24 protein-coding genes and 1 other RNA gene are annotated in these 25,702 nt (G+C 40.2%); 8 read left to right on the top strand and 17 right to left on the bottom strand.

What is annotated here, in order from left to right:
* Positions 1-8 precede the first annotated feature (8 nt).
* Positions 9-105, bottom strand: an RNA gene (ffs, locus tag HHA43_RS06030) — signal recognition particle sRNA small type.
* A 351-nt stretch (positions 106-456) separates the two neighbouring features.
* Between ffs and HHA43_RS06035 the strand changes: the two genes are divergently transcribed.
* Positions 457-1,290: a YbgF trimerization domain-containing protein gene (locus HHA43_RS06035; RefSeq protein ID WP_168525478.1), complete on the top strand. Its 834-nt coding sequence runs from the start codon at positions 457-459 to the stop codon at positions 1,288-1,290.
* 93 nt (positions 1,291-1,383) lie between these two features.
* On the opposite strand, the gene lpxA is transcribed toward HHA43_RS06035, so the two are convergent.
* The 12 genes from lpxA to rimO all read right to left on the bottom strand — a co-directional run bounded on the left by lpxA (position 1,384) and on the right by rimO (position 13,762).
* Positions 1,384-2,172 (bottom strand): acyl-ACP--UDP-N-acetylglucosamine O-acyltransferase, encoded by a 789-nt coding sequence (gene lpxA, locus HHA43_RS06040; RefSeq protein WP_168460295.1) that lies wholly within the window; start codon positions 2,170-2,172, stop codon positions 1,384-1,386.
* A complete protein-coding gene (fabZ, locus tag HHA43_RS06045) occupies positions 2,169-2,657 on the bottom strand; it encodes a 3-hydroxyacyl-ACP dehydratase FabZ (protein ID WP_372595714.1) in 489 nt (162 codons plus the stop codon). Before fabZ ends, lpxA begins: the two co-directional genes overlap by 4 nt.
* A 2-nt stretch (positions 2,658-2,659) precedes the next feature.
* Positions 2,660-3,730: a UDP-3-O-(3-hydroxymyristoyl)glucosamine N-acyltransferase gene (gene lpxD / locus HHA43_RS06050; RefSeq protein ID WP_168418939.1), complete on the bottom strand. Its 1,071-nt coding sequence runs from the start codon at positions 3,728-3,730 to the stop codon at positions 2,660-2,662.
* A gap of 3 nt (positions 3,731-3,733) precedes the next feature.
* Entirely contained in the window at positions 3,734-4,234 is a 501-nt protein-coding gene (locus HHA43_RS06055; RefSeq protein WP_168460293.1) for an OmpH family outer membrane protein, read from the bottom strand.
* Between the two features lie 41 nt (positions 4,235-4,275).
* On the bottom strand, positions 4,276-6,780 hold the full coding sequence (bamA, locus tag HHA43_RS06060) for an outer membrane protein assembly factor BamA (protein WP_216076198.1): 2,505 nt from the start codon (positions 6,778-6,780) through the stop codon (positions 4,276-4,278).
* Between the two features lie 42 nt (positions 6,781-6,822).
* On the bottom strand, positions 6,823-8,178 hold the full coding sequence (gene rseP / locus HHA43_RS06065) for an RIP metalloprotease RseP (RefSeq protein ID WP_168418937.1): 1,356 nt from the start codon (positions 8,176-8,178) through the stop codon (positions 6,823-6,825).
* A gap of 3 nt (positions 8,179-8,181) precedes the next feature.
* Positions 8,182-9,378 carry a 1-deoxy-D-xylulose-5-phosphate reductoisomerase gene (gene ispC / locus HHA43_RS06070; RefSeq protein WP_168418936.1) on the bottom strand — a complete coding sequence of 399 codons (1,197 nt, stop codon included), beginning with the start codon at positions 9,376-9,378 and terminating at the stop codon, positions 8,182-8,184.
* Positions 9,379-10,203, bottom strand: coding sequence for a phosphatidate cytidylyltransferase (locus HHA43_RS06075; RefSeq protein ID WP_168418935.1), 825 nt, complete (start codon positions 10,201-10,203; stop codon positions 9,379-9,381). It lies immediately after the preceding gene.
* 3 nt (positions 10,204-10,206) lie between these two features.
* Positions 10,207-10,959: a polyprenyl diphosphate synthase gene (gene uppS, locus HHA43_RS06080; protein ID WP_168418934.1), complete on the bottom strand. Its 753-nt coding sequence runs from the start codon at positions 10,957-10,959 to the stop codon at positions 10,207-10,209.
* Positions 10,960-10,962: 3 nt separating this feature from the next.
* Positions 10,963-11,517 carry a ribosome recycling factor gene (frr, locus tag HHA43_RS06085; protein WP_004976711.1) on the bottom strand — a complete coding sequence of 185 codons (555 nt, stop codon included), beginning with the start codon at positions 11,515-11,517 and terminating at the stop codon, positions 10,963-10,965.
* 88 nt (positions 11,518-11,605) lie between these two features.
* Complete coding sequence (gene pyrH, locus HHA43_RS06090) at positions 11,606-12,334, bottom strand: UMP kinase (RefSeq protein WP_019836498.1); 729 nt, start codon at positions 12,332-12,334, stop codon at positions 11,606-11,608.
* A gap of 84 nt (positions 12,335-12,418) precedes the next feature.
* Positions 12,419-13,762, bottom strand: a complete 1,344-nt coding sequence (gene rimO / locus HHA43_RS06095) for a 30S ribosomal protein S12 methylthiotransferase RimO (RefSeq protein WP_168418933.1) — start codon at positions 13,760-13,762, stop codon at positions 12,419-12,421.
* Positions 13,763-14,111: 349 nt separating this feature from the next.
* On the opposite strand from rimO, the gene glnL reads away from it, so the two are divergent.
* Positions 14,112-15,221 carry a nitrogen regulation protein NR(II) gene (gene glnL, locus HHA43_RS06100; protein WP_168418932.1) on the top strand — a complete coding sequence of 370 codons (1,110 nt, stop codon included), beginning with the start codon at positions 14,112-14,114 and terminating at the stop codon, positions 15,219-15,221.
* On the top strand, positions 15,208-16,686 hold the full coding sequence (glnG, locus tag HHA43_RS06105; protein ID WP_168418931.1) for a nitrogen regulation protein NR(I): 1,479 nt from the start codon (positions 15,208-15,210) through the stop codon (positions 16,684-16,686). The genes glnL and glnG overlap by 14 nt, the downstream gene beginning before the upstream one ends.
* A gap of 104 nt (positions 16,687-16,790) precedes the next feature.
* Here glnG and HHA43_RS06110 read toward each other — a convergent pair whose 3' ends face one another.
* Positions 16,791-17,120 carry a hypothetical protein gene (locus HHA43_RS06110; protein WP_168542077.1) on the bottom strand — a complete coding sequence of 110 codons (330 nt, stop codon included), beginning with the start codon at positions 17,118-17,120 and terminating at the stop codon, positions 16,791-16,793.
* Positions 17,121-17,247: 127 nt separating this feature from the next.
* Here HHA43_RS06110 and HHA43_RS06115 point away from each other — a divergent pair, with 127 nt between their 5' ends.
* Together HHA43_RS06115 and HHA43_RS06120 are read left to right on the top strand one after the other, a co-directional pair.
* Positions 17,248-17,694: a guanosine-3',5'-bis(diphosphate) 3'-pyrophosphohydrolase gene (locus HHA43_RS06115; protein ID WP_168460285.1), complete on the top strand. Its 447-nt coding sequence runs from the start codon at positions 17,248-17,250 to the stop codon at positions 17,692-17,694.
* A 56-nt stretch (positions 17,695-17,750) separates the two neighbouring features.
* The gene (locus HHA43_RS06120) at positions 17,751-18,650 is read left to right on the top strand and encodes a LysR substrate-binding domain-containing protein (protein WP_168418928.1); all 900 of its coding nucleotides are present in this window, start codon (positions 17,751-17,753) and stop codon (positions 18,648-18,650) included.
* A gap of 232 nt (positions 18,651-18,882) precedes the next feature.
* On the opposite strand, the gene map is transcribed toward HHA43_RS06120, so the two are convergent.
* Complete coding sequence (gene map / locus HHA43_RS06125; protein ID WP_168542079.1) at positions 18,883-19,677, bottom strand: type I methionyl aminopeptidase; 795 nt, start codon at positions 19,675-19,677, stop codon at positions 18,883-18,885.
* A gap of 329 nt (positions 19,678-20,006) precedes the next feature.
* Here map and brnQ point away from each other — a divergent pair, with 329 nt between their 5' ends.
* Both brnQ and HHA43_RS06135 read left to right on the top strand, forming a co-directional pair.
* The gene (brnQ, locus tag HHA43_RS06130) at positions 20,007-21,299 is read left to right on the top strand and encodes a branched-chain amino acid transport system II carrier protein (protein WP_168542081.1); all 1,293 of its coding nucleotides are present in this window, start codon (positions 20,007-20,009) and stop codon (positions 21,297-21,299) included.
* A gap of 525 nt (positions 21,300-21,824) precedes the next feature.
* Entirely contained in the window at positions 21,825-22,061 is a 237-nt protein-coding gene (locus tag HHA43_RS06135) for a hypothetical protein (RefSeq protein WP_168418925.1), read from the top strand.
* Positions 22,062-22,185: 124 nt separating this feature from the next.
* Here HHA43_RS06135 and HHA43_RS06140 read toward each other — a convergent pair whose 3' ends face one another.
* Positions 22,186-22,638: a hypothetical protein gene (locus HHA43_RS06140; RefSeq protein ID WP_168418924.1), complete on the bottom strand. Its 453-nt coding sequence runs from the start codon at positions 22,636-22,638 to the stop codon at positions 22,186-22,188.
* Positions 22,639-22,777: 139 nt separating this feature from the next.
* On the opposite strand from HHA43_RS06140, the gene HHA43_RS06145 reads away from it, so the two are divergent.
* Positions 22,778-23,638 (top strand): alpha/beta fold hydrolase, encoded by an 861-nt coding sequence (locus tag HHA43_RS06145; protein WP_168418923.1) that lies wholly within the window; start codon positions 22,778-22,780, stop codon positions 23,636-23,638.
* Between the two features lie 211 nt (positions 23,639-23,849).
* Here the strand turns inward: HHA43_RS06145 and HHA43_RS06150 are convergent, their stop codons facing one another.
* A complete protein-coding gene (locus tag HHA43_RS06150) occupies positions 23,850-25,373 on the bottom strand; it encodes a TerC family protein (RefSeq protein WP_168418922.1) in 1,524 nt (507 codons plus the stop codon).
* Between the last annotated feature and the right edge of the window lie 329 nt (positions 25,374-25,702).

A 25,702-nucleotide genomic window follows, 5' to 3' on the forward strand; every position in this document is an offset into this window, starting at 1 on the left:
GGTGGCAACCCTACCAGCAAGACTTCGGCACATCATAGTTCTACTACCGCTGCTACCTTCCGGTCCTGACGGGGTTCGTAGAGTACAATTGCGAAGTAACCGGCAGGGCTACCATTGCAAAACAGAGTATAGAGATTTTTAGCAAACTTGCAAGTGTTGAACAAAATTTCCTGCGTTAAAGCTATCCATTTGATTATTTTAAAAACAACTCAATCAATTTGATGTATTTATAGTGACAAAATCAAACCTCTTGCTTTAACAGCATACCATTCAAATTAAATTTACTTGGTTTAGATATATCAAATTCACAATCAGCACAGATTGATAATAAGTTTGTAAAAGCTTATTGCATTTCCCTGCACGGACGTTTTAAATGTCAAAATGACAAGATTAACGGATTGTGCCTTTTCATATAGGGGTGCGCAATTCACACAAGATTTAAATGGATATTCAACTATGCTAAAAAAGCATGCACTCTGTGCCCTTGCCCTACTGTGCTCTACATCTGTATTTGCTAATATTCCAATTGAAAGTCACAACCTTAGCCAAAGCAGTGCCAACTATGCCAACAGCCCCGCAATCGGGACAACAAACATGGGAACAGCCAATGTTCCTACCAATGTAAATTGGCAATTAATGCAAAAAAATCAACAATTAGAAAATGATATCCGTCAATTACGTGGCAAAATGGAAGAGCAGGAAAATGAAATTTCACAGCTCAAGCACGAATTACAAAACCGTTATACAGATTTAGATCAACGCTTAGAATTACTACAGCAAAAAGTCGATCCTGAGTCTGCACCAATGTCTGAGGAGGATAACCAAAAGGATAGCTCTCCCAGCCCCAGTAACAACCAGTTAAACATTCCAGCGCCTCAGTCTGCAAACAATGCGACACCAACGGCACAAGGCTTAAATGCCAATATTGAGCAGGAAAAAGCAGCATATACCATCGCACTAGATGCTTATAAGCAAGGTGGGGCCAAAAAAGCCATTGCTCCCATGCAAAATTTCATTAAAAACCATCCAGACAGCGTGTATATCAGTAATGCTTACTTCTGGTTGGCTGAGTTTAATTTAGCAATTGAACCTACCAATTACACGGAAGCTAAAAAGAATTTTGAAATTGTAGCAACTAAATACCCGCAATCTGCAAAAGCTGCCAGTGCTTTATACCGCTTATATAGTATTGCCAAAGATGTTGACCATAAACCTGCTTTAGCAGGCCAATATAGAAGCAAAATTCTCAGTCAATATCCTCAATCTGAAGAAGCAGGCTTCGTAAAATAAACTTAAGCTATTGCAAATTTAAGCCAATAAAAAAAGACATCCGAGGATGTCTTTTAATTTTTTGATGCAATGAGCATTAAACAAATTTATATCTTAACGTACGATACCACGTTCAGACTGTTCCAGAGAATCAATCAAACGCTGTGCTTCTGCCACATTTGGCAAAATATCATCACGAATTTGTTGAATGGCCTGCTCTGTCGTTAATCCAGATTTATAAATCAGTTTAAAGGCTTCTCGAAGACCTTGAATCACATCCTTCGACCAACCTTTACGACGCATGCCTTCCACATTCATTGCAAACGCATGTGCAGGATTACCAGACACCATTACATATGCAGGTACATCTTTAAGAATAAGTGATGCACCACCAATCATGCTGAAAGAATCAATTTTACAGAACTGATGAATACCCGAGTTTCCACCCACAACTACATAATCACCCACATGCACATGGCCTGCCACGCCAACATTATTGGCAAAAATATTGTGATCACCCACCATACAGTCGTGAGCAATATGCGTATTCACCATGAGTAGATTGTGACTACCAATTTTGGTCAGGCTGTTATCTTGTACCGTACCACGATGCAGACTGCAATGTTCACGAATCTTGTTGTGATCACCAATTTCTAACCAAGTTTCCTCGCCCGCATATTTCAAGTCTTGGCAGACTTCGCCTACGCTTGCGAACTGGAAGATTTCATTGTGCTGACCAATACGGGTATAACCCCCAATCACCACATGTGAATGAAGTTTTGTACCCTCACCAATCGTTACATTTGGGCCAACAATACAATATGGTCCAATTGTCACATCTGAAGCAATTACTGCAGATGAGTCAATTATAGCGGTTGGGTGAATGAGTGGGTTATTGCTCATGCTTGCTCTGTTTTCTGATGCGAAACCATAATTTCCGCGGTTGCTGCGACAACGCCATCAACGGTGGCGATACAATTATATTTGTAAATGCCTCGTTTTTGCATAACTAATTCCGATTTTAATACAAGTTGATCGCCTGCAACGACTTGTTTTTTAAATCGAACTTTTTCTGCGCCTGCAAAAAGAAACAGTGAACCTGCGCTTGGTTTCTCATTATTCATGATAAAACCTAGAATACCCGACACTTGTGCCAATGCTTCAACGATTAAAACGCCAGGCATGATCGGATAATTCGGGAAGTGGCCTTGCAAGAATTCTTCGTTAATAGATACATTTTTATAACCCACGATACCGTTATCAGTCACTTCGACAATGCGATCGACCAATAAAAATGGATAACGATGGGGTAAATATTCACGAATAGTTTGAATGTGCATTGGCAATTCAGGTTTAGTGAAGGTGCTAGAATTCGACTCAGTCATCATAATTATTTACGCAATTTAAAAGTTGATTCAAGGGACTCAATTTGAGATTGCATATCATCAAGTCTTTTCACCAATTGGGTCAATGGCACATCTGCTAATTGTCTGAGACGCACAACGGTACGTTTCCACTTTTGATTTTCAAACAAGCCAATACCTGAAGAATATTTCCCTGCTTCAGAAATATTATTTGTGACCATTGACATTCCCGTCAAAGTCACATTATCGGCAATATTTAAGTGCCCTGAAATTGCACTTCCACCACCAATGATACAGTTTTTGCCAATCGTCACACTTCCTGCAACGGCAGTCTTTGCCGCAATTGCGGTATGTGCACCAAGTTTGACGTTATGTGCGATTTGCACAAGATTATCAACAATGACGCCATCTTCCAAAATTGTATCGTTTAATGCGCCACGGTCGATGCTGCTGTTCGAGCCAATACGGACATCGTTGCCAATAATGACTGAACCGAGTTGTGCGATACGATGCCATTTTCCCTGATAAGGCGCAAAGCCAAAGCCTTCACTACCAATTACCGTGTTGGCATGAATACGTACCCGATCCCCCAGTTTAGCCTCACCTGTTAAGGTCACGTGAGAATCGATAAAACACTGTTGACCAATTTCAACAAAATCATCAATTTTACAATGCGATTGCACAATCGTATTGTCACCCACAACACAGTTTTCACCAATCACCACATAATGACCAATATAGGCACTATCGGCAATCATGGCAGATGGATGAATTTGTGCAGTGCTTTCAATACCACGTTGAGTATGTTTGCGCTCAAACACATGAGTCAGAATTGCAAAAGCCAAATACGGGTTATCCACCACAATAAAGTTATGATGGTTGTCTAACTCAGCTTGCAGTTGAGCAGTCACAATAAAAGCCCCCGCTTGGGAGCTACGTGCTTGTGCTAAATACTTATCGCCATTTACGAATGTAAGTTGATCTGCTTGAGCACACTCAAGGCTTGCCAAACCTCGCAAACGTAAATCGGCCTGTCCAATGTATTGACCTTGAACTAGAGCAGCAATGTCTTCTAAGCGATAATATTGAGAACTCATTGATTATTTAATTGCGTTAACCTTTTGAATCATTTTATCAGTTAAATCATGCTTCGGGTCATAGGCAAGTGCTGAGTTTTTATTCAAAACCACATCTAAACCATTTTCTTTACGCAATTGTTCAGCAATTTGCTTCAAACGTGTTTCAAAACCATCGTTAATTTTCTGCAATTCTGCCTGAACACGGGTTTGTACAACTTGCTGCAAACCATTAAATTCTTTTAGCTTGGCTTGGAATTGGGTATTCATTTTCTGCTTTTCAGCATCAGATAAATTGTTAGATTGTTGCGCACGCTGCTGCATGGTTTCTAACTCTTTGGCCAATTGCTCAAGTTTAGTGGTTTGCGGTTTAACTGATTGTTGCAATGCCAAATTTTGCTGTTTGAGATAACTGCTGCTTTCAACAACACGTTCCAAGCTCACCACACCATAACCTGCAGCATGCGCCACAGCAGCCATGCTAGACAAACCAAACAATGCCAAACTCAATATTGTTTTTTTCATGTGCTACATCCTGTGTTTAAACGATCCAATTTGGGTCGTACTTAGAAAGTACGACCAATTTCAAATTGGATATTTTTGGTGTCATCGCCTTGTTTATCATTCAATGGATATGCATAGCTAAGTGACAATGGACCAATCATGGTAATCCAAGTAAAGCCTACACCCACGCTATAACGCATCTCGCCGAAGTCAAAGCCGTAGTTGTCTTTACAATATTGCTTCGCATTCACAGAAGCCCCATTCACAAAAATATTTGAATCAGAAACATTACACTGAGTATCAAAAACTTGTGCGCCTTCTGCAAAAATCACTGGACGAACTTGACGTGTCCAATCCCCTTTAAATGGCACTGGTAGAGCCAATTCTGTACCAAATTGTACTAAGGCATTACCACCCACTTCTTCTGGAGATAGATCTGATTGTTCCGTATCAGAGAAATATACGCCTGGATATTTTGGTCCTAGGGTACTGTTGTCGTAACCACGCACCGAACCATAACCACCTGCATAGAAGTTCTTATAGAACGGCAAATCATTACCAAAACCTATCTTACCATAGCCACGTAAGACAAAATCTTTACCTAATGGAAAGTAAGCTTGAGCATCATAAGTGACTTTTTGGAATTCTACATCACTGCCCGGTAAGGCAATTTCAGCATTAACACGATGCGACATACCATTGGTTGGGAAAATCGGACGGTTTAAAGTGTTATATGACCAGCCTAAATTTAAGTTATAAGTTAGGAAGTCTCCTTTAAACTCTTTACCATACGTAATTGTCTTAATTGGCACGCCATCTTTATCTACGCATTGCCCAGATGTTGCCTCTATTGCACCTGGACAATGGTCACCTTTTACTGTTTCTTTCCCGCCATTTCTTTCTAAATAATCTGCCACATAAGTCGAAACATAAGGCCCTGTAGTCACTTCAGTTTGGTCAATGTTTAAACCTGCACTAATACTTTGGTTCTCATCAATTGGGTAACCAAAGTTAATACCACCACCAAAACTGTCTGTCACATAGTTGTTAACGTTATAGTCATCATCCAACTTGGTTTTGCGGTAGTACATGTTATAACCACGACGTACACCATCAATGGTAAAGTATGGGTCAGTCACACTCAGGTTATAATAGTCTTGCGTTTCAGAACGTGATAAATCAATCGAAACAGCATTACCTGTACCCAAGAAGTTAGTTTGACTTAAACCTGCCTGGAATGTCACACCACCACTTTGAGAGAAACCGACCGCTAAGGTACTGGTACCTGAGTGCTGTTCTTCTACATTTACATTTAAGTCAATTTGGTCTGGCACATTTGGAATACGCACTGGCTTAACATCAACCGTTTTAAAGAAGCCAGTACGCTCTAAACGCACTTTGGACAAGTCAATTTTTTCATTACTTGCCAATGCACCTTCCATTTGGCGCATTTCACGACGTAAAACTTCATCGGCAGTTTTGCTGTTGCCTGCGAAGTTAATACGACGCACAGTTACTTGCTGACCTGGGTTAATGTAGTAGTTTAAATCGACAAGTTTGGTTTCTTTGTCAATTTGCGGAACAATATTGACTTCGGCATAGTAATAGCCTGCATTACCATATTTACGCAGCAACAATTGTTTTACTGCATTCACTTTTTCTTGTGAATAGGTTTCACCATCTTTGTAAATTTGCAGTGCGGTCAGTTCTTCAGGCTTATATAACGCATCTCCCAAGAATTTACTCTCACCGAACTTAAATTGCTCACCTTCATCTACAGACACTTCAACAAAGATATGCTTTTTATCTTCGCTCAAGTTCAAACTTGAATTGGTAATATTGAAGTTGATGTAACCTTTATTGAGGTATAGAGCTCGCAATGCTTCAAGACTTGCCGCCATTTTTTCGCGTGCATAGCGGTCATTACGGGTAACTATTGAACTCCAGCTACTTTCTTTTACCGCAAAAGCCTGTTTAATTTCACTTTCTTTGAAAACCGTATTGCCAATGATGTTGATATCCACCACTTTAGCGGCTTTACCTTCAACAAACTCAACGGTTAAATCTACACGGTTATTAGGACGTGCCGTGGTGATGACGCGCACATCTGCATCATAACGACCCTGCTGCATATATTGCTGTTCAAGCTCAGACTCTAAAGTTTGCAATGCAGATTTTTTTAGCACTTCACCTTCAGCCACGCCCATTTTCTTTAAACCATCTTCCAATGCTTCTTTTGGAATCAGTTTATTGCCCTTAAATTCAACTTTAGAAATGATTGGACGTTCAACCACTTTAAAAACCAGCGTGTCTGATTCACGCGTAGCTTGAATATCATCAAACAAACCTGTGGCATACAGTGAGCGAATCGCATTGGCTAAAACGGCCTCATTGACCCGATCACCACTATTGACTGGAATCATTCCATAGACATTGGCTGGCGTTAAACGAACAAGACCATCTATTTTTATATCTCGTACAATGAATTCATCTGCTGCATATACTTGTTGTGTTGCCGCCATTGCACTGATGAGTGCCAAGGGCATAAATAAATGTGTGTGCTGCATGCCAGTCTTTTCCAATGTTAAATTTATTTCGTATCTACGTTGTTATAAACGCATAATGTCATTAAATAATGCCAGAAGCATCATACTTCCAAGCAGTACCATACCAATTTTCAAACCAACTAATTGTATTTGTTCAGAAACAGGTTTACCACGAATCAGCTCGATAAAATAATAAACTAAATGTCCGCCATCCAACATTGGAATTGGCAATAAATTTAGAATTCCTAAGCTTACGCTCATGAGTGCCATAAAGGAAATGAAGGTTTGCCACCCCATCTCTGCACTTTGTCCTGCTACTTTGGCAATGGTAATTGGGCCAGATAAGTTATCTAAACCAATTAGACCACGTACCATTTTGACAATAGAGTTCAGAATCATGCTTGATAGCTGACCTGTTTTATCTACAGCCATCAATAATGCTTCGCTTGGGCTATACTGAATGGTTTGCTTATAGTCATCTGGAATTACAATTTTTCCAGGATCGCTTTGCACACCCAATACACCCGAAACATTACCCATGTTATCGCGTTTACCTTGCGGCATGACTTCCAGTTGCTGTATTTGATTATTGCGGAGCACATCAACTTTCAGTAATTTTTCTGGCGATGCCTGAACCACTTGTACCACGTCGTACCAGTCATTCATTTTTACGCCATCAATTGCCACAATTTGATCGCCCTCTTTCATGCCTTGACGAATCGCTGCACCATCTTCACTTAATTTGCTGACAATAGCTGGAATTTGTGGACGATAAGGTGTAAAACCCAGTACATCTAAAGGCGACTGAGATTGATCGTTAATAAAATTATGAATCGGAAGATTAAAGGTTTTGATTTCACCTGCACGTTCAGCCTTTACCTGAATATTGCCTGTTTCACCCACACGATCAACTAGAGCAAAGTTAAGTTTTTCCCACGTACTTACAGATGTACCATCAATGGCTGTGATTTTATCACCTACTTGCATTTGTGCAGCTGCTGCAGGTGTGTCTGCCAATACTTTACCTACGCGCGTATTCAGCTGCTCTTGAGCAGGTAAAAATAAAACCCAAAACAATAAAATGGCAAAAACCAAGTTAATGAGCGGCCCTGCTGCCACAATTGCAATCCGTTTCCACGGATGCTGACGGTTAAAAGCATAAGGTAGGTCTTCTTCAGCAACGCTTTCTTCACGCTCATCTAGCATTTTGACATAGCCACCTAAAGGCAATGCCGAAAGCTGATATTGAATACCCGACTTTTTAGAAGTCCATTTTAAAATAGTTGGTCCAAAGCCAATGGAATATACTAAAACTTTGACACCAAGCTTACGTGCAACAAAATAGTGCCCAAATTCATGTATTGCAATTAAAGGGCCAAGCAAAAGAATCGCAGCAACCACAATAAATAAGGCACTCATGCTTTAGCTTCCTTTATTTAATACAAAATGCTGTGCAATCGCACGAGCGTTTTGATCTGCCTGCAAAATCAGCTCAATGCTTTCAGCGGCTGAATTTTGTATCTGATTCAATGTATGCTCAACCACTGTCGCAATTTCGGTAAAACGAATCTGTTGCTTTAAAAAAGCATCGACAGCAATTTCATTGGCTGCATTTAAAATAGCAGGAGCCAAACCACTTTCTTGCATGGCTTGACGTGCCAAACTTAAGGCTGGGAAACGTGTAGTATCTGGCGCCTGAAAATCCAGCTGATGATTCACAAACAAATCTAATGGTGGTACATGCGTTTGAATACGCTGCGGCCATGCCAAAGCATGCGCAATTGGCGTACACATATCAGGATTACCCATTTGCGCCAAAGTTGAACCATCCACATATTGAACCATGGAGTGAATAATACTCTGTGGATGCACAACGACTGTAACAAAATGTTCTGAAATTGCAAAAAGATGGCACGCTTCGATTAATTCCAACCCTTTATTCATTAAGGTTGCAGAATCAACTGAAATTTTTTGTCCCATAGACCAGTTTGGATGTTTGCAGGCTTGTGCAGGAGTAACGTGATGTAATTCTTCTAGGCTATGTTTTAAAAATGGGCCACCTGAAGCGGTCAATAAAATTTGTGATACGCCCAATTTAGGCTGTCCATTGCGTTCTGCTTGTAAATAATGTTCAGGTAAACACTGAAAAATCGCATTATGTTCAGAGTCTACTGGCAACAACAAAGCGCCATGTTCACGTGCTGCCTGCATCATGATATCACCCGACATCACCAATGCTTCTTTATTGGCCAATAATACACGCTTACCTGCTTTAACTGCTGCCAATGTTGGCAATAAGCCTGCAGCACCTACAATAGCTGCCATGACCACATCCACTTCAGGATGTTCAGCAACCGCAATTAGCCCCACTTCATCACTTAAAATTTCAATATTTGAAATTTGATTTTGGCGAAACAGTTGATGCAATTCATCTACTTTGGCGGCAGGTACAACCACAACTTTAGGATGGTACTGTTTGCATATTTGAACCAGTTCTTGAATTCGACTATGGGCCGTGACTGCAAAAACTGAATACTGCTCAGGATGTTGTTGCAGTACTTTTAGGGTGCTTTGTCCAATTGAACCTGTCACACCCAAGATACAAACAGCTTGTGACATTTATAAATCTACGCCAATAAGTTTTAAAACATACATACCTGCAGCAAAAATTGGAGCTGCTGCAAGCAAAGAATCAATACGATCTAATACACCGCCATGACCCGGCAAAACACGTCCAGAGTCTTTAATTCCTGCACGGCGTTTGATCATAGATTCAAATAAATCACCCAATACTGAGCTAAATACTGTAATGACTGAAAGAAGCAGGAATAAGATGTGTTGTGCCAAGGTCAGGTCTAAATACACCACCTCAACCACAATCACGATTAGCATAGCAGTGAACACACCACCATATAAGCCTTCTACGGACTTGTTTGGGCTGACATTCGGTGCAAGTTTTTTCTTGCCCAGTTTACGCCCAACAAAATAAGCACCAGAGTCTGCACCCCATACCAACAGGAATAGGTACATCAACCACCACGGTGAGCTTTCCCAAACTGAAAAAATAGCGGTGACTGCGGCAGAAATTAAAATGAAACCAATAAAGCTTAAGCTCGGGTTATACCATGCGTCATAATCTGGATAAGATTTAACCCAATAAATACTGAGTAACCATGTAAAAATTGAAGCTGCCCAAAGTAATAAGGCAATATCACTAAAATATAGTGCCATCGCTGCCAAAGCGGCAGTCAATACACCAAAGCCCCAAGCCATAGGCTTGAGTACGTAATTTGTTTTTCTTGGCATGAGTTTGAACCACTCATAGCCCGCAACCCCTGCTGCAACAATCATCAGCATAAACATTGGATAATGAGACTGAGTTGCAAACATGCAACTCAATACTACAGCGACCAATACCAATGCGGTAATAATCCGCTCTAACATGTATTAATTCTCAATTTTCTCTTGCTGAATTTGCTCAGAAGTTTTACCAAAACGACGTTCACGACCACCAAATACGGCCAGCGCATCGTCAAATTCTTCTATACAAAATTCAGGCCACAAGGTTTGGGTAAAATACAATTCAGCATACGCAGCTTGCCAAAGTAGAAAGTTGGACAATCTAAAATCGCCGCCTGTACGAATCAGAAGATCTACAGGTGGTAAGTCTGCCAGACTGACGTATTGACCAAACAAATGTGTATCTATCTGTTCAATTTCGATTTTATTTGCCACAACATCTGCTGCAATTTGTTTCGCAGCTTGTGCCATATCCCACATACCACCATAACTAATGGCAATTGTGAGTGTCATGCTATTGAAATTAGCAGTCCTTTGTTCAGCATGCAACATTAACTCGCGCAAATGCGGTGACAAACGTGAACGGTCACCAATAAAACGTAAGGCAATATTGAATTTTTCCATGCGTGGAAGTTGCTCATGAATTGTGGTTTCCAGCAATTGCATGAGTAAATCCACTTCAAACTGTGGACGGTTCCAGTTTTCACTCGAAAAAGCAAAAACGGTTAAAGCTTGAATATGTTTTTTTCTACAGTGTTCAACAATCGGGTCAAGCACATCTTTGCCAGAGCGATGTCCTTCCCCTTTTTGCATTTGATTTTTTTTTGCAAAACGATTGTTGCCATCCATAATGATGGCAACATGTTTTGGCAAAGACAAACAGTCTTCAGATGTGGTCATTGATTAGACCTTCATCAACTCAGCTTCTTTTGCAGCAAGACGCTTATCTACTTCTGCAACGTATTTGTCTGTGATTTTTTGAATATCATCTGCTGCACGGCGCTCATCATCCTCAGAAATTTCTTTTTCTTTCAATAAAGCTTTGATGTCGCCCAATACATCACGACGGATGTTACGAATCGCGACTTTGGCATTTTCAGCTTCAGAACGCGCCACTTTTTGCATGTCACGACGAGTTTCTTCAGTCAATGCAGCAAGTGGTACACGAATCGCGTCTGCTGTAATTGGGTTTAGACCCAAATCTGACTCACGAATAGCTTTATCAATTGCAGATACCATTGAACGCTCAAATGGCTGAACCAATAAGGTACGTGAATCTTCAACACCAATGTTAGCAACTTGGTTTAATGGCACATCGGAACCGTAGTAAGAAACCATCACACCATTTAAAATAGATGGATGTGCACGACCTGTACGCACTTTGGCAAAACCATGTTCTAAAGACTCTAAAGTCTTGCTCATACGTTCTTCGCTGTCTTTTTTAAGATCGTTAATCATAAGATCTTCCTTACTGTATTCTAAAATTTGAGTCAAAATATAGGGTTAAATTAGTCTGTAGTATAAAGAGCTTTCAGGCTCACGTACATTAGTTCGTAACGTGAGTCCCTTCTTTTTCACCCATAACCACAGAAAGCAACGCACCTGCTTTATTCATATCAAAAACTTGCAGCGGCACATTGTGGTCGCGGCACAAGCAAATAGCTGTTAAATCCATTACACCTAACTTTTCATCTAAAACTTGGTCAAAAGTTAAGGTGTCGTATTTCACAGCATCTTCGTATTTGCTTGGGTCTTTATTGTAAACGCCATCTACCTTAGTTGCTTTTAAGATTAAGTTGGCTTCAATTTCGATACCACGTAAACAAGCTGCAGTATCTGTTGTAAAGAATGGATTACCCGTGCCTGCAACAAATACGCATACTTCACCTTGTGTCAGGTGACGAATTGCATCTCGGCTTGAGTAAGACTCAACCACAGTGCCAATTGGTAATGCTGACATTAAACGAGTTTTGATGTTACGGCGTACCAAAGCATCACGCATGGCCAAACCATTCATCACAGTTGCCAACATACCCATTTGGTCACCAGTTACACGACCGACTAAGCCATCTTTTTGTAATTGGCTGCCACGATACAAGTTACCACCGCCCACAACAATACCAACTTCCACACCTAAACCAACCAAGTGTGCAATAGCCAAAGACATTTGATCGAGCACTTGCGCATCAATCCCCATGTCTTTATTGCCTGCAAGCGCTTCACCCGATAGTTTCAACAAGATACGTGCATAACGTGGCTTTTTTGAATCTAACATTGTCATTACTCCAATTCTAAATTCTAAACTTTAAATTCTTACAATTCGTCTGTTTTACAACTTGAAATCTTAGTCAGCGAAACCCTAAGCAGACTTGACCTGAATCAGTTTGGCAAATAAGTCGTATTCATCAGCATCGGTAATTTCAACTTCAAGCAAATCACCTGCTTTAATTAAGCTCTTGTCGATATCTTCTACAAATACATTGCCATCAATTTCTGGAGCATCGGCATAAGAACGTGCTACAGCCACTGGAAATTCCTCTTCCAAATCATCAACCAATACCGTCATAGTTTGACCAATACGCTTTTGAAGTTTGGCTGCAGAAATTTCTTGCTGAACCTGCATAAAACGCTCATAGCGTTCTTGTTTAATTTCTTCAGGTACATGATCAGGTAAATCGTTTGCTGCGGCACCTTCAACTGGTGAATAGGTAAAACAACCAACACGGTCTAGTTGCGCTTCTTTGAGCCAATCCAGCAAGATTTGGAAATCTTCTTCTGTTTCACCAGGGAAACCCACCACAAAGGTAGAACGAATAACTAACTCAGGGCATTTTTCACGCCACAGCTTTAAACGCTCTAAAGTGTTTTCGCTGTGTGCAGGACGCTTCATTAGCTTTAACACTTTCGGGCTGGCATGCTGAAACGGAATATCTAAATAAGGCAAAATCTTGCCTTGAGCCATTAAGTCAATCACAGCATCGACATGCGGATATGGATAGACATAGTGCAAACGCACCCAAATGCCCAACTGCCCTAAGGCTTCACACATATCATAGAATTTGGTTTTAACCGGCTGACCATTCCAAAAATCTAATTTGTACTTGGTATCTACACCATAGGCAGAAGTATCTTGAGAAATCACAAGTACTTCTTTTACGCCCGCACGTTTGAGTGCAGCAGCTTCTTCTAAAACTGAACCCACAGGACGTGAAACCAAATCACCACGCATGCTTGGAATAATACAGAAGGTACAACGATGGTTACAGCCTTCAGAAATTTTAAGGTAAGCATAATGCTTAGGCGTCAAACGGATGCCTTGTTCAGGAACCAAATCGATGAATGGATTATGCTTTGGCGGCTCAGGTACATACTGGTGTACCGCTTCCATAACTTCCTGATACGCTGCCGCGCCTGTGACTTTTAATACATTCGGGTGCATTTGACGAATCTTGTCTTCATCTTTACCCAAGCAGCCTGTCACAATCACACGGCCATTGGCATTCATTGCTTCGCCAATCGCGTCTAAGGACTCTTGTACTGCAGATTCAATAAAACCACATGTATTGACAACAACTAAGTCTGCACCATCATAATCAGATGCAACATCGTAACCTTCAGTTTTCAACTGAGTTAAAATTCGTTCGGAATCTACCAATGCCTTAGGACAACCTAAAGAAACAAAACCGACTTTGGGGGATTTCATAGAATCTGCACTCCACTAGAATGCGCGTATTGTATGACTTTTCTTTGCATAAAAATAGAGAAATAGCCGACTCTTTGCATAATGCACCAAAATACAACCATTCAGGCTGAATGATTTATTTATTGCACCATTTTAATGCATTTTTTATTTACAGTGTTTCTGTTATCCGTTATATCTTGAAAATTCAGTCCAGTTGCAGCGCATTTTTTTGAACTTGCGAAGATAAATGCACTAAAAACTTAAAGTTGGCGTGCATTTTGCTTAATTCGCCTCAATTCGATCCAAATTTGGAACATGGCTGCTACATGATAATACCCTTGCGCTATTTTAATACAGGAAGTATTCGCTAATGGATCAAACCCAGAGCATTGACTACCGCCTTTTGGTAGACAACTTAAGCACTGCAATTTTATTGGTTGACCGTGACCTGAATATTTTTTATTTAAATTCTTCGTGTGAAGCCTTGTTTGATATCAGTTTGATTCGTGCATCAGGACAACCTGTTTTAAATCTGCTGCACATGCCTAATGATGAGTTTAATACTCAAGAGGCTTTTCTAAACACACTCAAAACGGGTCAACCTTATACACGCCGTGAAGCAACAATTAATGTCAATTTTAAAGATATTCATGTCGATTACACTGCATCACAGCTAAATTCAGGCAAGCCTTATCATCCCTTATTGCTGATTGAATTAAATCCGATTGATCGGATGCTCAAAATTTCCAAAGAAGAGAACTTTATTCAGCAGCATCAGGTGGCACGTCAGCTTATTCGTGGCGTGGCGCATGAAATAAAAAACCCGCTTGCAGGGATTCGTGGTGCAACTCAACTTTTAGCACGCAGCTTAAATGATCCAAAATATGACGAATTTACCGACATTATTATTAGTGAAGTCGATCGTTTAAGAAACTTGGCCGACACGATGCTCGGTTCACGCCAATTACCAAGTTATGAATTGGTCAATGTGCACGAACCGTTGGAACGTGTACGCAGTTTAATTGTCAATCAAACCAAAAATAAAATAAAAATCATTCGTGACTATGACCTTTCCTTACCTGAAGTCATGGCAGACCGTGATCAATTGATTCAAGTCATGCTGAATATTTGTGCCAATGCGGTGCAAGCCATGACTGAAAATGCTGATTTCTTTATCGAGCATCAACCTGAATTGGTTTTAAGAACTCGTATTCAGCGCTTAGTCACCATTAATGGTGTACTGAACCGCTCTACGGTGCGTGTTGATATTGAAGATAACGGTCCTGGTGTACCTGAAGACATTTTAGAGTCTGTATTTTATCCGTTGGTGACTGGACGAGCCAACGGTACAGGGCTTGGCTTGAGCATCGCACAAAATATTATGCATCAACACAACGGAATGATTGAATGCCAATCCATTCCAGGAAAAACAATATTTAGCTTATATTTACCTTGGGAGGCGAGTCATGTCGCGAAATAAAATTTGGGTGATTGATGATGACCGTGCAATGCGTTGGGTACTGGAAAAAACCTTTAGAGAAGAAGGTTTTGAAGTCACTAGTTTTGAAGAGGCTCAATCTGCACTGGATGAACTCAGCCAAGATGCACCCGATGTAATTTTGACCGACATTCGTATGCCTGGGGTGGATGGCCTGACCTTCTTAGCCAAAGTCAAAGCAAATTACCCAGACCTACCTGTCATTATTATGACTGCACACTCCGATTTAGAGTCAGCAGTTTCAAGCTACCAAACTGGTGCATTTGAATACCTGCCTAAGCCTTTCGATATTGATGAAGCTTTGGCATTGGTTAACCGTGCGATTTTACACATCACCAAATTACAACAGCAAGAATCTGCAAAATCTACAGTACAGCCAATTCAATCGACAGAAATTATTGGTGAATCACCTGCTATGCAGGAAGTATTCCGCGCCATTGGACGATTATCACAATCACACATTACCGTGTTGATTAATGGAGAATCTGGTACAGGTAAAGAGCTGGTGGCACATGCACTGCATCGCCACTCCCCACGTAGCAGCAAACCATTTATTGCGCTAAATATGGCGGCCATTCCTAAAGATTTGATTGAAACCGAACTATTTGGGCATGAAAAAGGCGCGTTTACGGGTGCCAATACACAACGTCAAGGCCGCTTTGAACAAGCCAACGGTGGCACACTGTTTTTAGATGAAATTGGCGATATGCCTTTTGAAACTCAAACTCGTTTATTGCGTGTCTTGGCTGACGGTGAGTTTTACCGTGTTGGTGGGCATATACCTGTCAAAGTAGATGTGCGTATTGTTGCAGCGACGCATCAGGACTTAGAAAAACTGGTACAGGATGGTCGCTTTCGTGAAGACTTGTATCACCGCCTGAATGTCATTCGTATTCACATTCCTAAACTGGCGCATCGCAGCGAAGACATTCCGATGTTGGCTCAGCACTTTTTGGCACGTGCGGGCAAAGAATTGGGCGTGAGTCCAAAAATATTGCGTCCTGAAACTGTTGAATACATGCAACAACTGCCTTGGCAAGGTAATGTACGCCAGCTGGAAAATACCTGCCGTTGGCTAACCGTCATGATTACAGGTCGTGAGGTCTATCCTGAAGACTTACCAACTGAACTCAAGCAAATTCCAATTGAAAAATTAGGTGAGCATCCTGCACAGCACTTGGTAGATCGAGTTTCTATGCACCACTGGGATGAATTGTTGGGTCAATGGGCAGTTCAAAAGCTCAAAAATGGTGAAATGAAACTTCTGGATATTGCCATTCCAATGTTTGAGCGTACTTTAATTAATGCAGCACTACAACAAACACGTGGGCGTAAACGCCATGCAGCAGAACTATTGGGTTGGGGACGCAACACTCTAACCCGAAAACTCAAAGAGTTAGGTATGGATAGTGCAGATGATGAAGTAGAAGAAGAAATTGAGAGCTAAATCAGATAAGCACAAATAAAAAACTCTATGCTTCATCACAGAGGGAAACTCAATACCTGAGTTTCCCTTTTTTTATAGGCTTAGATGCTTTAAGATCAAGTCAATTAGGCAGCAGTAAAGCCAATATAACGAGACAAATCCTGCACACCTAAGTCAGTCTTATAAATTAAATATTGCGAGTACTGGCTAGATGTCAATTCCTGCCACATATCCAACTGATCGTCATGTGCATGAATATCATCAACACTACGCAGCATACTCTGTTCAAATACATCTGCCACGAATTCAAAACCCAAGTCGATTGCCACAAATAAAGTATGCTCACAAGGCTGAATATATTGCTCTTCAGCCCAATTAATCACAGCATGCTTACAATGTGGACAAAGCAAATTTTCTGTGGCGGGTGTATTCAATTCAATCAATTGATATGGCATAGCGTGTCGTCACCAAAAATAAAAATAAAATGCGTAAAATACGCTATATCGTTCGCATCATAGCAAGCAATTGCTATATTTTGTGGTATCAGCCACTTATAATCATCAAAAATTTTGTTTAAAAAACATGAGTACTTTAGAAAACGCAATTACATTGGCAGCACAACAGCATGCAGGCCAAATCGATAAAGGCGGTCGGCCTTATATTTTGCATCCATTACGCTTAATGTTGCAATTACAGCACCCTGATCAACAAATTGTGGCAGTGCTACACGATATCCTTGAAGATACCTCCACTACGGCAGAAGACCTGCACAACTTGGGCTTTCAAGCACATATTATTCAAGCGATTCAAGCACTGACTAAACAACCACATGAAACCCGCATCCAAGCCGCACAGCGTACGGCGTGTAATTCACTCGCACGCAGCGTGAAAATATTGGATGTGCAAGACAATATGAATCTTGCGCGTATCTCACATCCAACAACACGAGATTTAGCACGTTTAGAAGAATACAGACAAGTTTTAGATATTCTGCAAAAAGCGCAGCAACAAAGTGCAATTAATAATTGACATCATGCAACGATGCCTCTTTAATTTAAACATTGTTGCACAAATGGAATTTAGTCATGCTCACAGATTTGGATGATTTTTATTGTTTTGCCCAAGTGGTCGAACACGGTGGTTTCAGTGCTGCAGAACGTGCAACGGATATTCCAAAATCCAAACTGAGCCGCAGAGTCCATAATCTGGAAGAACGCTTAGGTGTACGTTTAATTCAACGCAGCTCACGCCATTTTGCGGTGACAGAAATTGGCATGAACGTCTATCGTCATGCACAGGTTATGATGAATGCTGCCCAAGCTGCACATGATCTGGTTGATCACTTAAGTATTCAGCCACGTGGGGTAATTAAAGTCAGCCTTCCGGTTTCAATTGCGCAAAATGAAATTGCCAAAATTCTGCCTGAGTTCTTAAAGACCTATCCTGAAATTAAAGTGCAGCTAATTGTCAGTAACCGCCGTGTGGATATTGTCAATGAAGGCCTCGACATTGCCCTTCGTGTTCGCTCAAATTTGGATGACGACCCAAGTTTAGTGATTCGTAAATTTAGCCATATCGAGCAACATTTATTCGCCAGTCAAGCCTATTTAAATGAATTTGGTGATTTGAAAAAACCTGAAGATTTAAGTCAGCATAAAATTTTAAGCATGGCAGATGAGCATTTAGACCAATTCATGGTGGTACACGACCAACAGCAACAACCGAAAAAAGTTAAAGTTAATCCAACTGTCATGGGTTCAGATTTAATGATGCTGGCTCAATTGGCACGACAAAACTGTGGCATTGTTTTACTCCCCGACACCATTGTAGAAGATTATGTAGCTTCTGGAGAATTGGTGCGTGTGTTACCAGACTGGCATGCGCCGCATGGAATTTTCCATGCCGTCTACCCTTCACGTCGTGGTTTGTTACCTGCAGTACGTGTATTTATTGATTATCTGGTTGAAAAGCTCACCATTCGCTAGTAAACAAGTTTTACTAATCATGCAAATAATAAGCAAAAAAAAAAGCTTATCTAAGGTAGATAAGCTTTGAAAACTACAATCTAAAATAAAAACATAAGAAATATAAAACAAAGAAACTACAGCAAGTATCTTTGGTTATTATTATAGCGATTGTTCATTTTTTAACAAATAGTTTAAAACTAAAGTCTAAGATGTTTTTTCAATAAGTCTTTCGCACTGAATAATACAAAGATTAAATTTCAGGATAATTTCCCGTACCTTCTGGCCATGGTGATAACACTTCAAAACCAGTATCGGTCACTGCCACCATGTGTTCCCACTGTGCAGAAAGTGATTTGTCAGTGGTCACTACCGTCCAGCCATCTTTTAGCTCTTTAACTCGTGCCTTACCAGCATTCACCATTGGTTCAATGGTAAATACCATGCCTTTTTTAAGCACCAAGCCTTGCCCAGGTTGCCCATAATGCAACACACTCGGCTGCTCGTGATACACCCGCCCAATGCCGTGCCCACAATATTCACGCACAATACTATAACCTTCACGATGCGCCACACTCTGGATAGCAAAACCAATATCCCCCAAAGTTGCGCCGGGTTTAACCGCATGAATGCCTGCACGCATTGCCTCATAGGTCGTATCTACCAGTTTTTTAGCTTCTGGCTTCACTTGCCCTACATAGTACATACGACTGGTATCGCCATAAAATCCATCTTTAATGACTGCAACATCAATATTAATAATGTCACCATCTTTTAAAATAGCTTTAGCTGATGGGATGCCATGACAAACCACCTCATTTGGAGAAATACAAGTGGTTTTGGTATAGCCGTGATAGCCCACATTGGCAGGAATGACTTTCAGTGTATTCACAATATAGTCATTACACAAATCATCTAAATATTCTGTGCTCACCCCAGGTTTGACATGCTCGCCTATCATCGCCAAAACCTGAGCTGCCAAGCGTCCTGAAACGCGTAATTTTTCTATATCTTGCTCGGTTTTTAAACTGACTTTAAGGGCGCGCATAGTAAACTCCTGATCTGAAGTTCAAGATTATAGCCCTTTCACCTTTTAAAATCAGCTTTGTGTGACCTATGGCACGGCTCAACGCTGAAACAATGTATAAGAACTGAACACTTAGATAACATTTTAAATAGCCCAATGAAACCTTAAGTGCCGAATACACTCAGCTGTTCAAGTATAATTTTTAACTGATAAATCATAATGATATGAACCACAGACTAACCATTAAACTACATGCATTATGATAACTATTTTTTATACTATTTATAAAATAAATTAGAAAATCATGCTTTGTTCTACTAGAATCGCTTCTTTTGTTTGCTTACTCTCCCATGACCAGTTTACGTACACGGGATATTATTGCCTTAGGTTTTATGACCTTTGCACTATTTATTGGTGCGGGTAATATTATCTTTCCCCCTATTGTTGCTCAGCAAGCTGGTGAGCATGTTTGGCTTGCTGCATTCGGTTTTTTAATCACGGCTGTGGGCTTACCTGTGATTACCATTATGGCCTTATCGCGTGTGGAAGGCTCAATTCAAATTTTAAGTTCACCCTTAGGAAAAGCCGCAAGTTTAATTTTAACAATCATCTGTTACCTAGCCGTTGGGCCACTATTTGCAACACCACGTACTGCAACCGTGTCTTATGAAATTGGTTTTTCAGCCTATTGGGGCGATTCAGCACTGACATTATTCATTTATAGCGCAATTTATTTTGCCTTGGTGATGTTGGTATCACTCTACCCACACAAAATTTTAGACACTGTGGGTTATGTGCTGTCGCCACTTAAAATTTTGGCCTTACTTATTTTAGGTATAAGTGCTTTTATACTCCCAACAGGACAGATTGCACCAGCAGTAGATCATTATATAAATCGACCTGTGTCTGAAGGCTTTATAAATGGTTATCTCACCATGGATACATTGGGCGCTCTAGTTTTTGGTATCGTGATTATCAATGCAATCCGCTCACGTGGCGTTACCAATAAAAAGCTCATTACACGCTATGCGGTTTGGGCCAGTTTAATTTCAGGTATTGGACTCACGCTTGTTTATATTAGCCTGTTTAAACTAGGGATGGGCAGTCACGAAATTGCAGCAAATGCCAGCAATGGTGCGATTATTTTACATGCCTATGTGCAACATGCATTTGGTCCTTTTGGGGCTATTTTTCTTGCTGCTATGATCTTTATTGCCTGTATCGTGACTGCAATTGGCCTCACCTGTGCCTGTGCAGGTTACTTTGAACAGATTACTAAAATTCATTACCGACGCTGGGTCTTTATACTGGTAGGTTTTGCGTTTGTCATATCCAATTTGGGGCTTACTAAGCTCATCGCTATATCTGTGCCCATTTTAAGTGCAATTTACCCACCTGCAATTGTGGTCATTCTACTTAGCTTTTTTTGGAAGTTTTTCCGTATTCCCACACGTGTTATTGCTCCAACTGCAGCGGTCGCTTTACTTTTCGGGTTAATTGATGCCATGAAAGCTGCAAATCTAAGCTCTTACTTGCCAAATGAACTCACCAGTCTTCCACTCAGTGAACAAAATCTTGCTTGGCTAATTCCCGCCTTGCTAATATTTGTGCTGGCAACATTTCGTGATCGCTTAAAAAAATAAGAGACTTGATTGCCTTAGAATCATGTTTTACCCAAATATGATGTGAAGGAAAGTTTGCAAATAAACAATAATTGTCAGGTTTTACCCAAACAGACATTTATTGTTTTATGGTGCAATTAAGCATGCTGTTTTATGTCAGTTGTTGTAGCAAAGTCATGACTTCACAAAGTGAAAATAAATAACTGAATTAGCAAATTTTAAAATAAAAATTTCAAAAATTATGCTTAAATTCAACTTTATACCCTAAGAAAAATTAACGCTAAAGTCGTATAGTCTGCTGCAAAATTAGCTGGCATAAAATATGCAAGTGATTCAAAAAGCACTTTTCATGGGCTGAAAAATGTCACCCTTTGTTTCATTTTGTAAATAAATGATATGGAAATCAGGTATTTTTCAACAAAATGACGTTTTCTAAGGAAATATAACCATAAGGGCTTGAAATAGTTCTCATAAAGCAGTACAACATTAAAAGCAATCTGACTAAAACGCTCTGATTTTAGTGATTTATAACAAGGAGGGATGGAGATGTTTTCACATTTCAATACGCAAGTCTTCATTAGCGCTCTGAAGGCTAACCAAAACTTAGTCACATTTTTAAGCACCACTTTTGCATTGATGCTAACCTTATTGCTACAAGGTACAATTCAAGGTAACTTGAAACCAACCTATTTCTTATATGCCTTTTTGGTATGTATTGCCTTTGCAATTTGGACATCAATTGATCAAAAGTTCCGCCAAAGCCAAAACGCCGAAGCTCGTTAATTTTTAGCCCTGCACTGCTAAAAATTAAGCCATCATCTAACATTCTGCGGCAGTTGGATTATTCCACTGCCGCCAACTCTCAAAATAATTCTAAAATTCAATAGCTGCCGATCTAGCCATAAATCTATAATAATCCGTAGATTGCACCAAGCAATAACACGCTTGTTCCTCCAAGTTCCGCACCTATTAACAACAACATTGCCAAACTCATACACCACGCTGGTAGTTGCCACTTTGCAAGCTGATGCGGTTGTTTAAATTGATTCGTGGTATCTTTTAATAGCCCATGCAAGATATAACTTAAAATTGAAAAGCTAAAAAATGCTAAATTCAAGATCACACAAATTAAAATAACAGTGGCATCCCAAATACAAAAATAAGCCAATACCGCTAAAATTAAACTTGCAGGTGCATAGAGCAAACTACTTCGGTGTGCAATATCGACATAATAATGTGCACGTGCTTGAGCTGAATTCCTAATTTGCCAATACTTCCAAACACCTGTCAGCATTCCCACCCATAAAAAAATCCCACTAAAAATAATGGCCAGACGCACTGCCCAAGACAAACCATCCATGTAAGTTACTCTGTTATTTTCATTCCGCTATTTAACTACAGTCACTGCCAACTTATCTGACTTTAGAGTCAGCATAAATATCAAGTTTCTTTTTGGAACTCATGTAAAGTGAGTTTATTCAAAACTGTGTTAAAGCATTATGAGTACTTTTGAAAATTTAAATATTATTTGTTCAGACGGTTATTCTTTAGCTGCACGATATTACCCAAATCAATACAACCATACTCGACGGTTGCCAGTGCTAATTTGCCCTGCAACAGGTATAACCAAAAGCTTCTATCATGCATTTGCCGCATGGTTAAGCGAACAAGGTCACGCGGTATTATGCTTCGATTTTCGTGGTATTGGTGACTCTTTGCATCAACCCTTAAAACACTGTGAAGCCAGTATTGTCGATTGGGGACAACTTGATATTCCTGCCGCTGTGAATTCACTATTGCAAAAATCACAGGCTGAACAAGTCATCCTGTTGGGTCACAGCGCTGGTGGACAACTTCTGGGAATTAATCCCGAATACCATAAAGTTGCCAAAGTGGTGGCTGTTTCTGGTTCTACAGGGCACGTAAAAGGTTTAAAGGGACGTACTCGCCTACTTGCACCTGTCATGTTTAATTTAATCTTCCCAATTGCCCGATTAACACATGGTTATGGCCCAACCAATGCAATAGGTATGGGCGAGAACTTACCTAAAAATGTCGCACAACAATGGGCTCAATTTTGCAGCAAACCTGGCTATGTCATTAACGCAGTCGGTAAAACTGTAGAGCGTGATTTCCACTCAGAAATCCAATGCCCAATTACAGCCATTTGGACTACAGATGATGAAATTGCCACTGAAGCCAATGTACAGGATTTGCTGCGCTTGTATCCAAATGCTGCAACTAGCATGATTGAATTAGAACCGCATCGTTTCTCACATAAATCTATTGGACACATGGCGATGTTTAAAAAATCACATCAGAACTTATGGGAAATTATTGCCGATCAGTTGGTGATTTAAACGTCCAAAAATTGATGGATATACACTGCTGTAAATGCTTGTTCCAGTTTAAGCAACCAAATTTATAATCCTGTTTGGTTGCTTCTTTTTTTGGATGTTGATTATTATTTAATACAAATAGCTCACCCCATGTAGTCATGATTTTAATTCAGATGACAAAAAAAGCTCCGCCAATAGGCAGAGCTTTTTTATTAATTATGAATGATGCTGATTAAGGCAAACGAATCATCACAGTTTTAATGCGGTTTGCATCAAGTTCTGTCACTTCAAAGTGCACCCCTTGATAATCTAACTGCGTACCTACCTGTACTTCACCTTGGGTTTTATCTAGAATCAAACCTGCGACACTAATATATCCCGCATCTTCTTCAACTAAATCTAACATCCCTAATTCAAGTTCAAGCTGATACAAATCCAGCATGCCTGTTGCTTTCCACTCGTTTTCATTAATTTTAATTAAATCCAACTGTTCGTCTGCATCAGGGAATTCACCCGCAATCGCTTCAAACACGTCTAATGGTGAAATGAGGCCTTGAACGTTACCAAACTCATCACTAACCAACACCAATGAGCCTTTAGAGGTACGTAAAGTATTGATGGCATCAATCACTTTCATTTTTTCAAAAATGTAAATTGGACGCTGACGTTTGATCAAAGCTTTAAGTTCAACTTCATCATCTACAACATCTAACAATTCTTTTGCACGAACAATGCTGATGACTTTATCTAGACTACCCCGACACACTGGAAATAAGCTGTGTGGAACTGACAAAATCTGTTCACGGATTTGTTCAGGCGAATCTTCAATGTCTACCCATGAAATTTGACTGCGTGGCGTCATAATCGAAGCCACAGAACGCTCTGCAAGTGTTAATACACCGCCAATCATGTAGCGCTCTTCATCAGCAAATGCTTCTTGTGCTTCGACATTCATATCTGGGCTGCTGGTTTCCAATCTGCCACCCATCAATTTTAAAATCGAGTCGGCAGTACGATGACGTAATGGAATTTTTGCTTCATGTTTTGCAACATTGCGCTGACCAAATTGGTTAAACGCTTCAATTGCAATCGCAACACCAATACCTGAATAGATATAGCCTTTTGGAATATGGAAGCCAAAGCCTTCTGCAATTAAGCTGATACCAATTAATAGTAAGAAACTTAAACACAGAATCACTACGGTTGGGTGTCGGTTAACAAAGGCTGTTAAAGGCTTAGATGCAAGTAACATCACCAACATTGCCACGACCATTGCCACCATCATCACATAGATGTTGTCGACCATACCAATTGCGGTAATGACCGAATCCAGTGAGAACACAGCATCTAGAATGACAATTTGAGCCACAACAGCTGTAAAACCTGCGTACACGACATTGGTTGTGACTTTGACTTCAGGCTTGCCTTCCATCTTCTCGTGCAGCTCCCCCACGGCCTTATAGACCAGGAATAGACCACCGCCCAAGAGAATCAGATCTCGCCCAGAGAAGGTTTTATCAAATATGGTAATTAAAGGTTCGGTTAGGGTCACCAACCAAGAGATTGCAAATAGCAATCCTAAACGCATAAACAACGCCAAAGACAAACCGATCACACGGGCTTTATCACGTTGTTCAGGAGGTAATTTTTCTGCAAGAATAGCAATAAAAACTAGGTTATCAATACCCAGTACGATTTCAAGAATAATAAGTGTAATTAAACCAACCCATATTCCCGGATCTAATAAAAACTCCATTAGTTTAAATCTCCGAGAAAGTTAGCCGAAATCGAAATATAAAGTAGACCTGCGCACGGCGACGGATCCATAAAAGTAACCTTTTTAGCAATTGATAGATTAATTATGCACAATCTTGAAGATTTGTAATTATATTTTTGAAAATTTTGAAAAAAACTAAACAAAGCAATCGGGCTTTCTTTTTATTGTATTTTTCAAGCATTAACTAAATATTGAATGATTGGCACAAAATCATAACTTTGAAAAATAAGAGGCTTTGTTGCACAAAGATTTGAAATGCAAAGCGCCCCTAATTGAGCCAAATTTAAGGCGTAACTTGGGTAAGTGGT

The sequence above is a fragment of the Acinetobacter sp. A2 genome (assembly GCF_012371325.1).
Taxonomy (GTDB): Bacteria; Pseudomonadota; Gammaproteobacteria; order Pseudomonadales; family Moraxellaceae; genus Acinetobacter.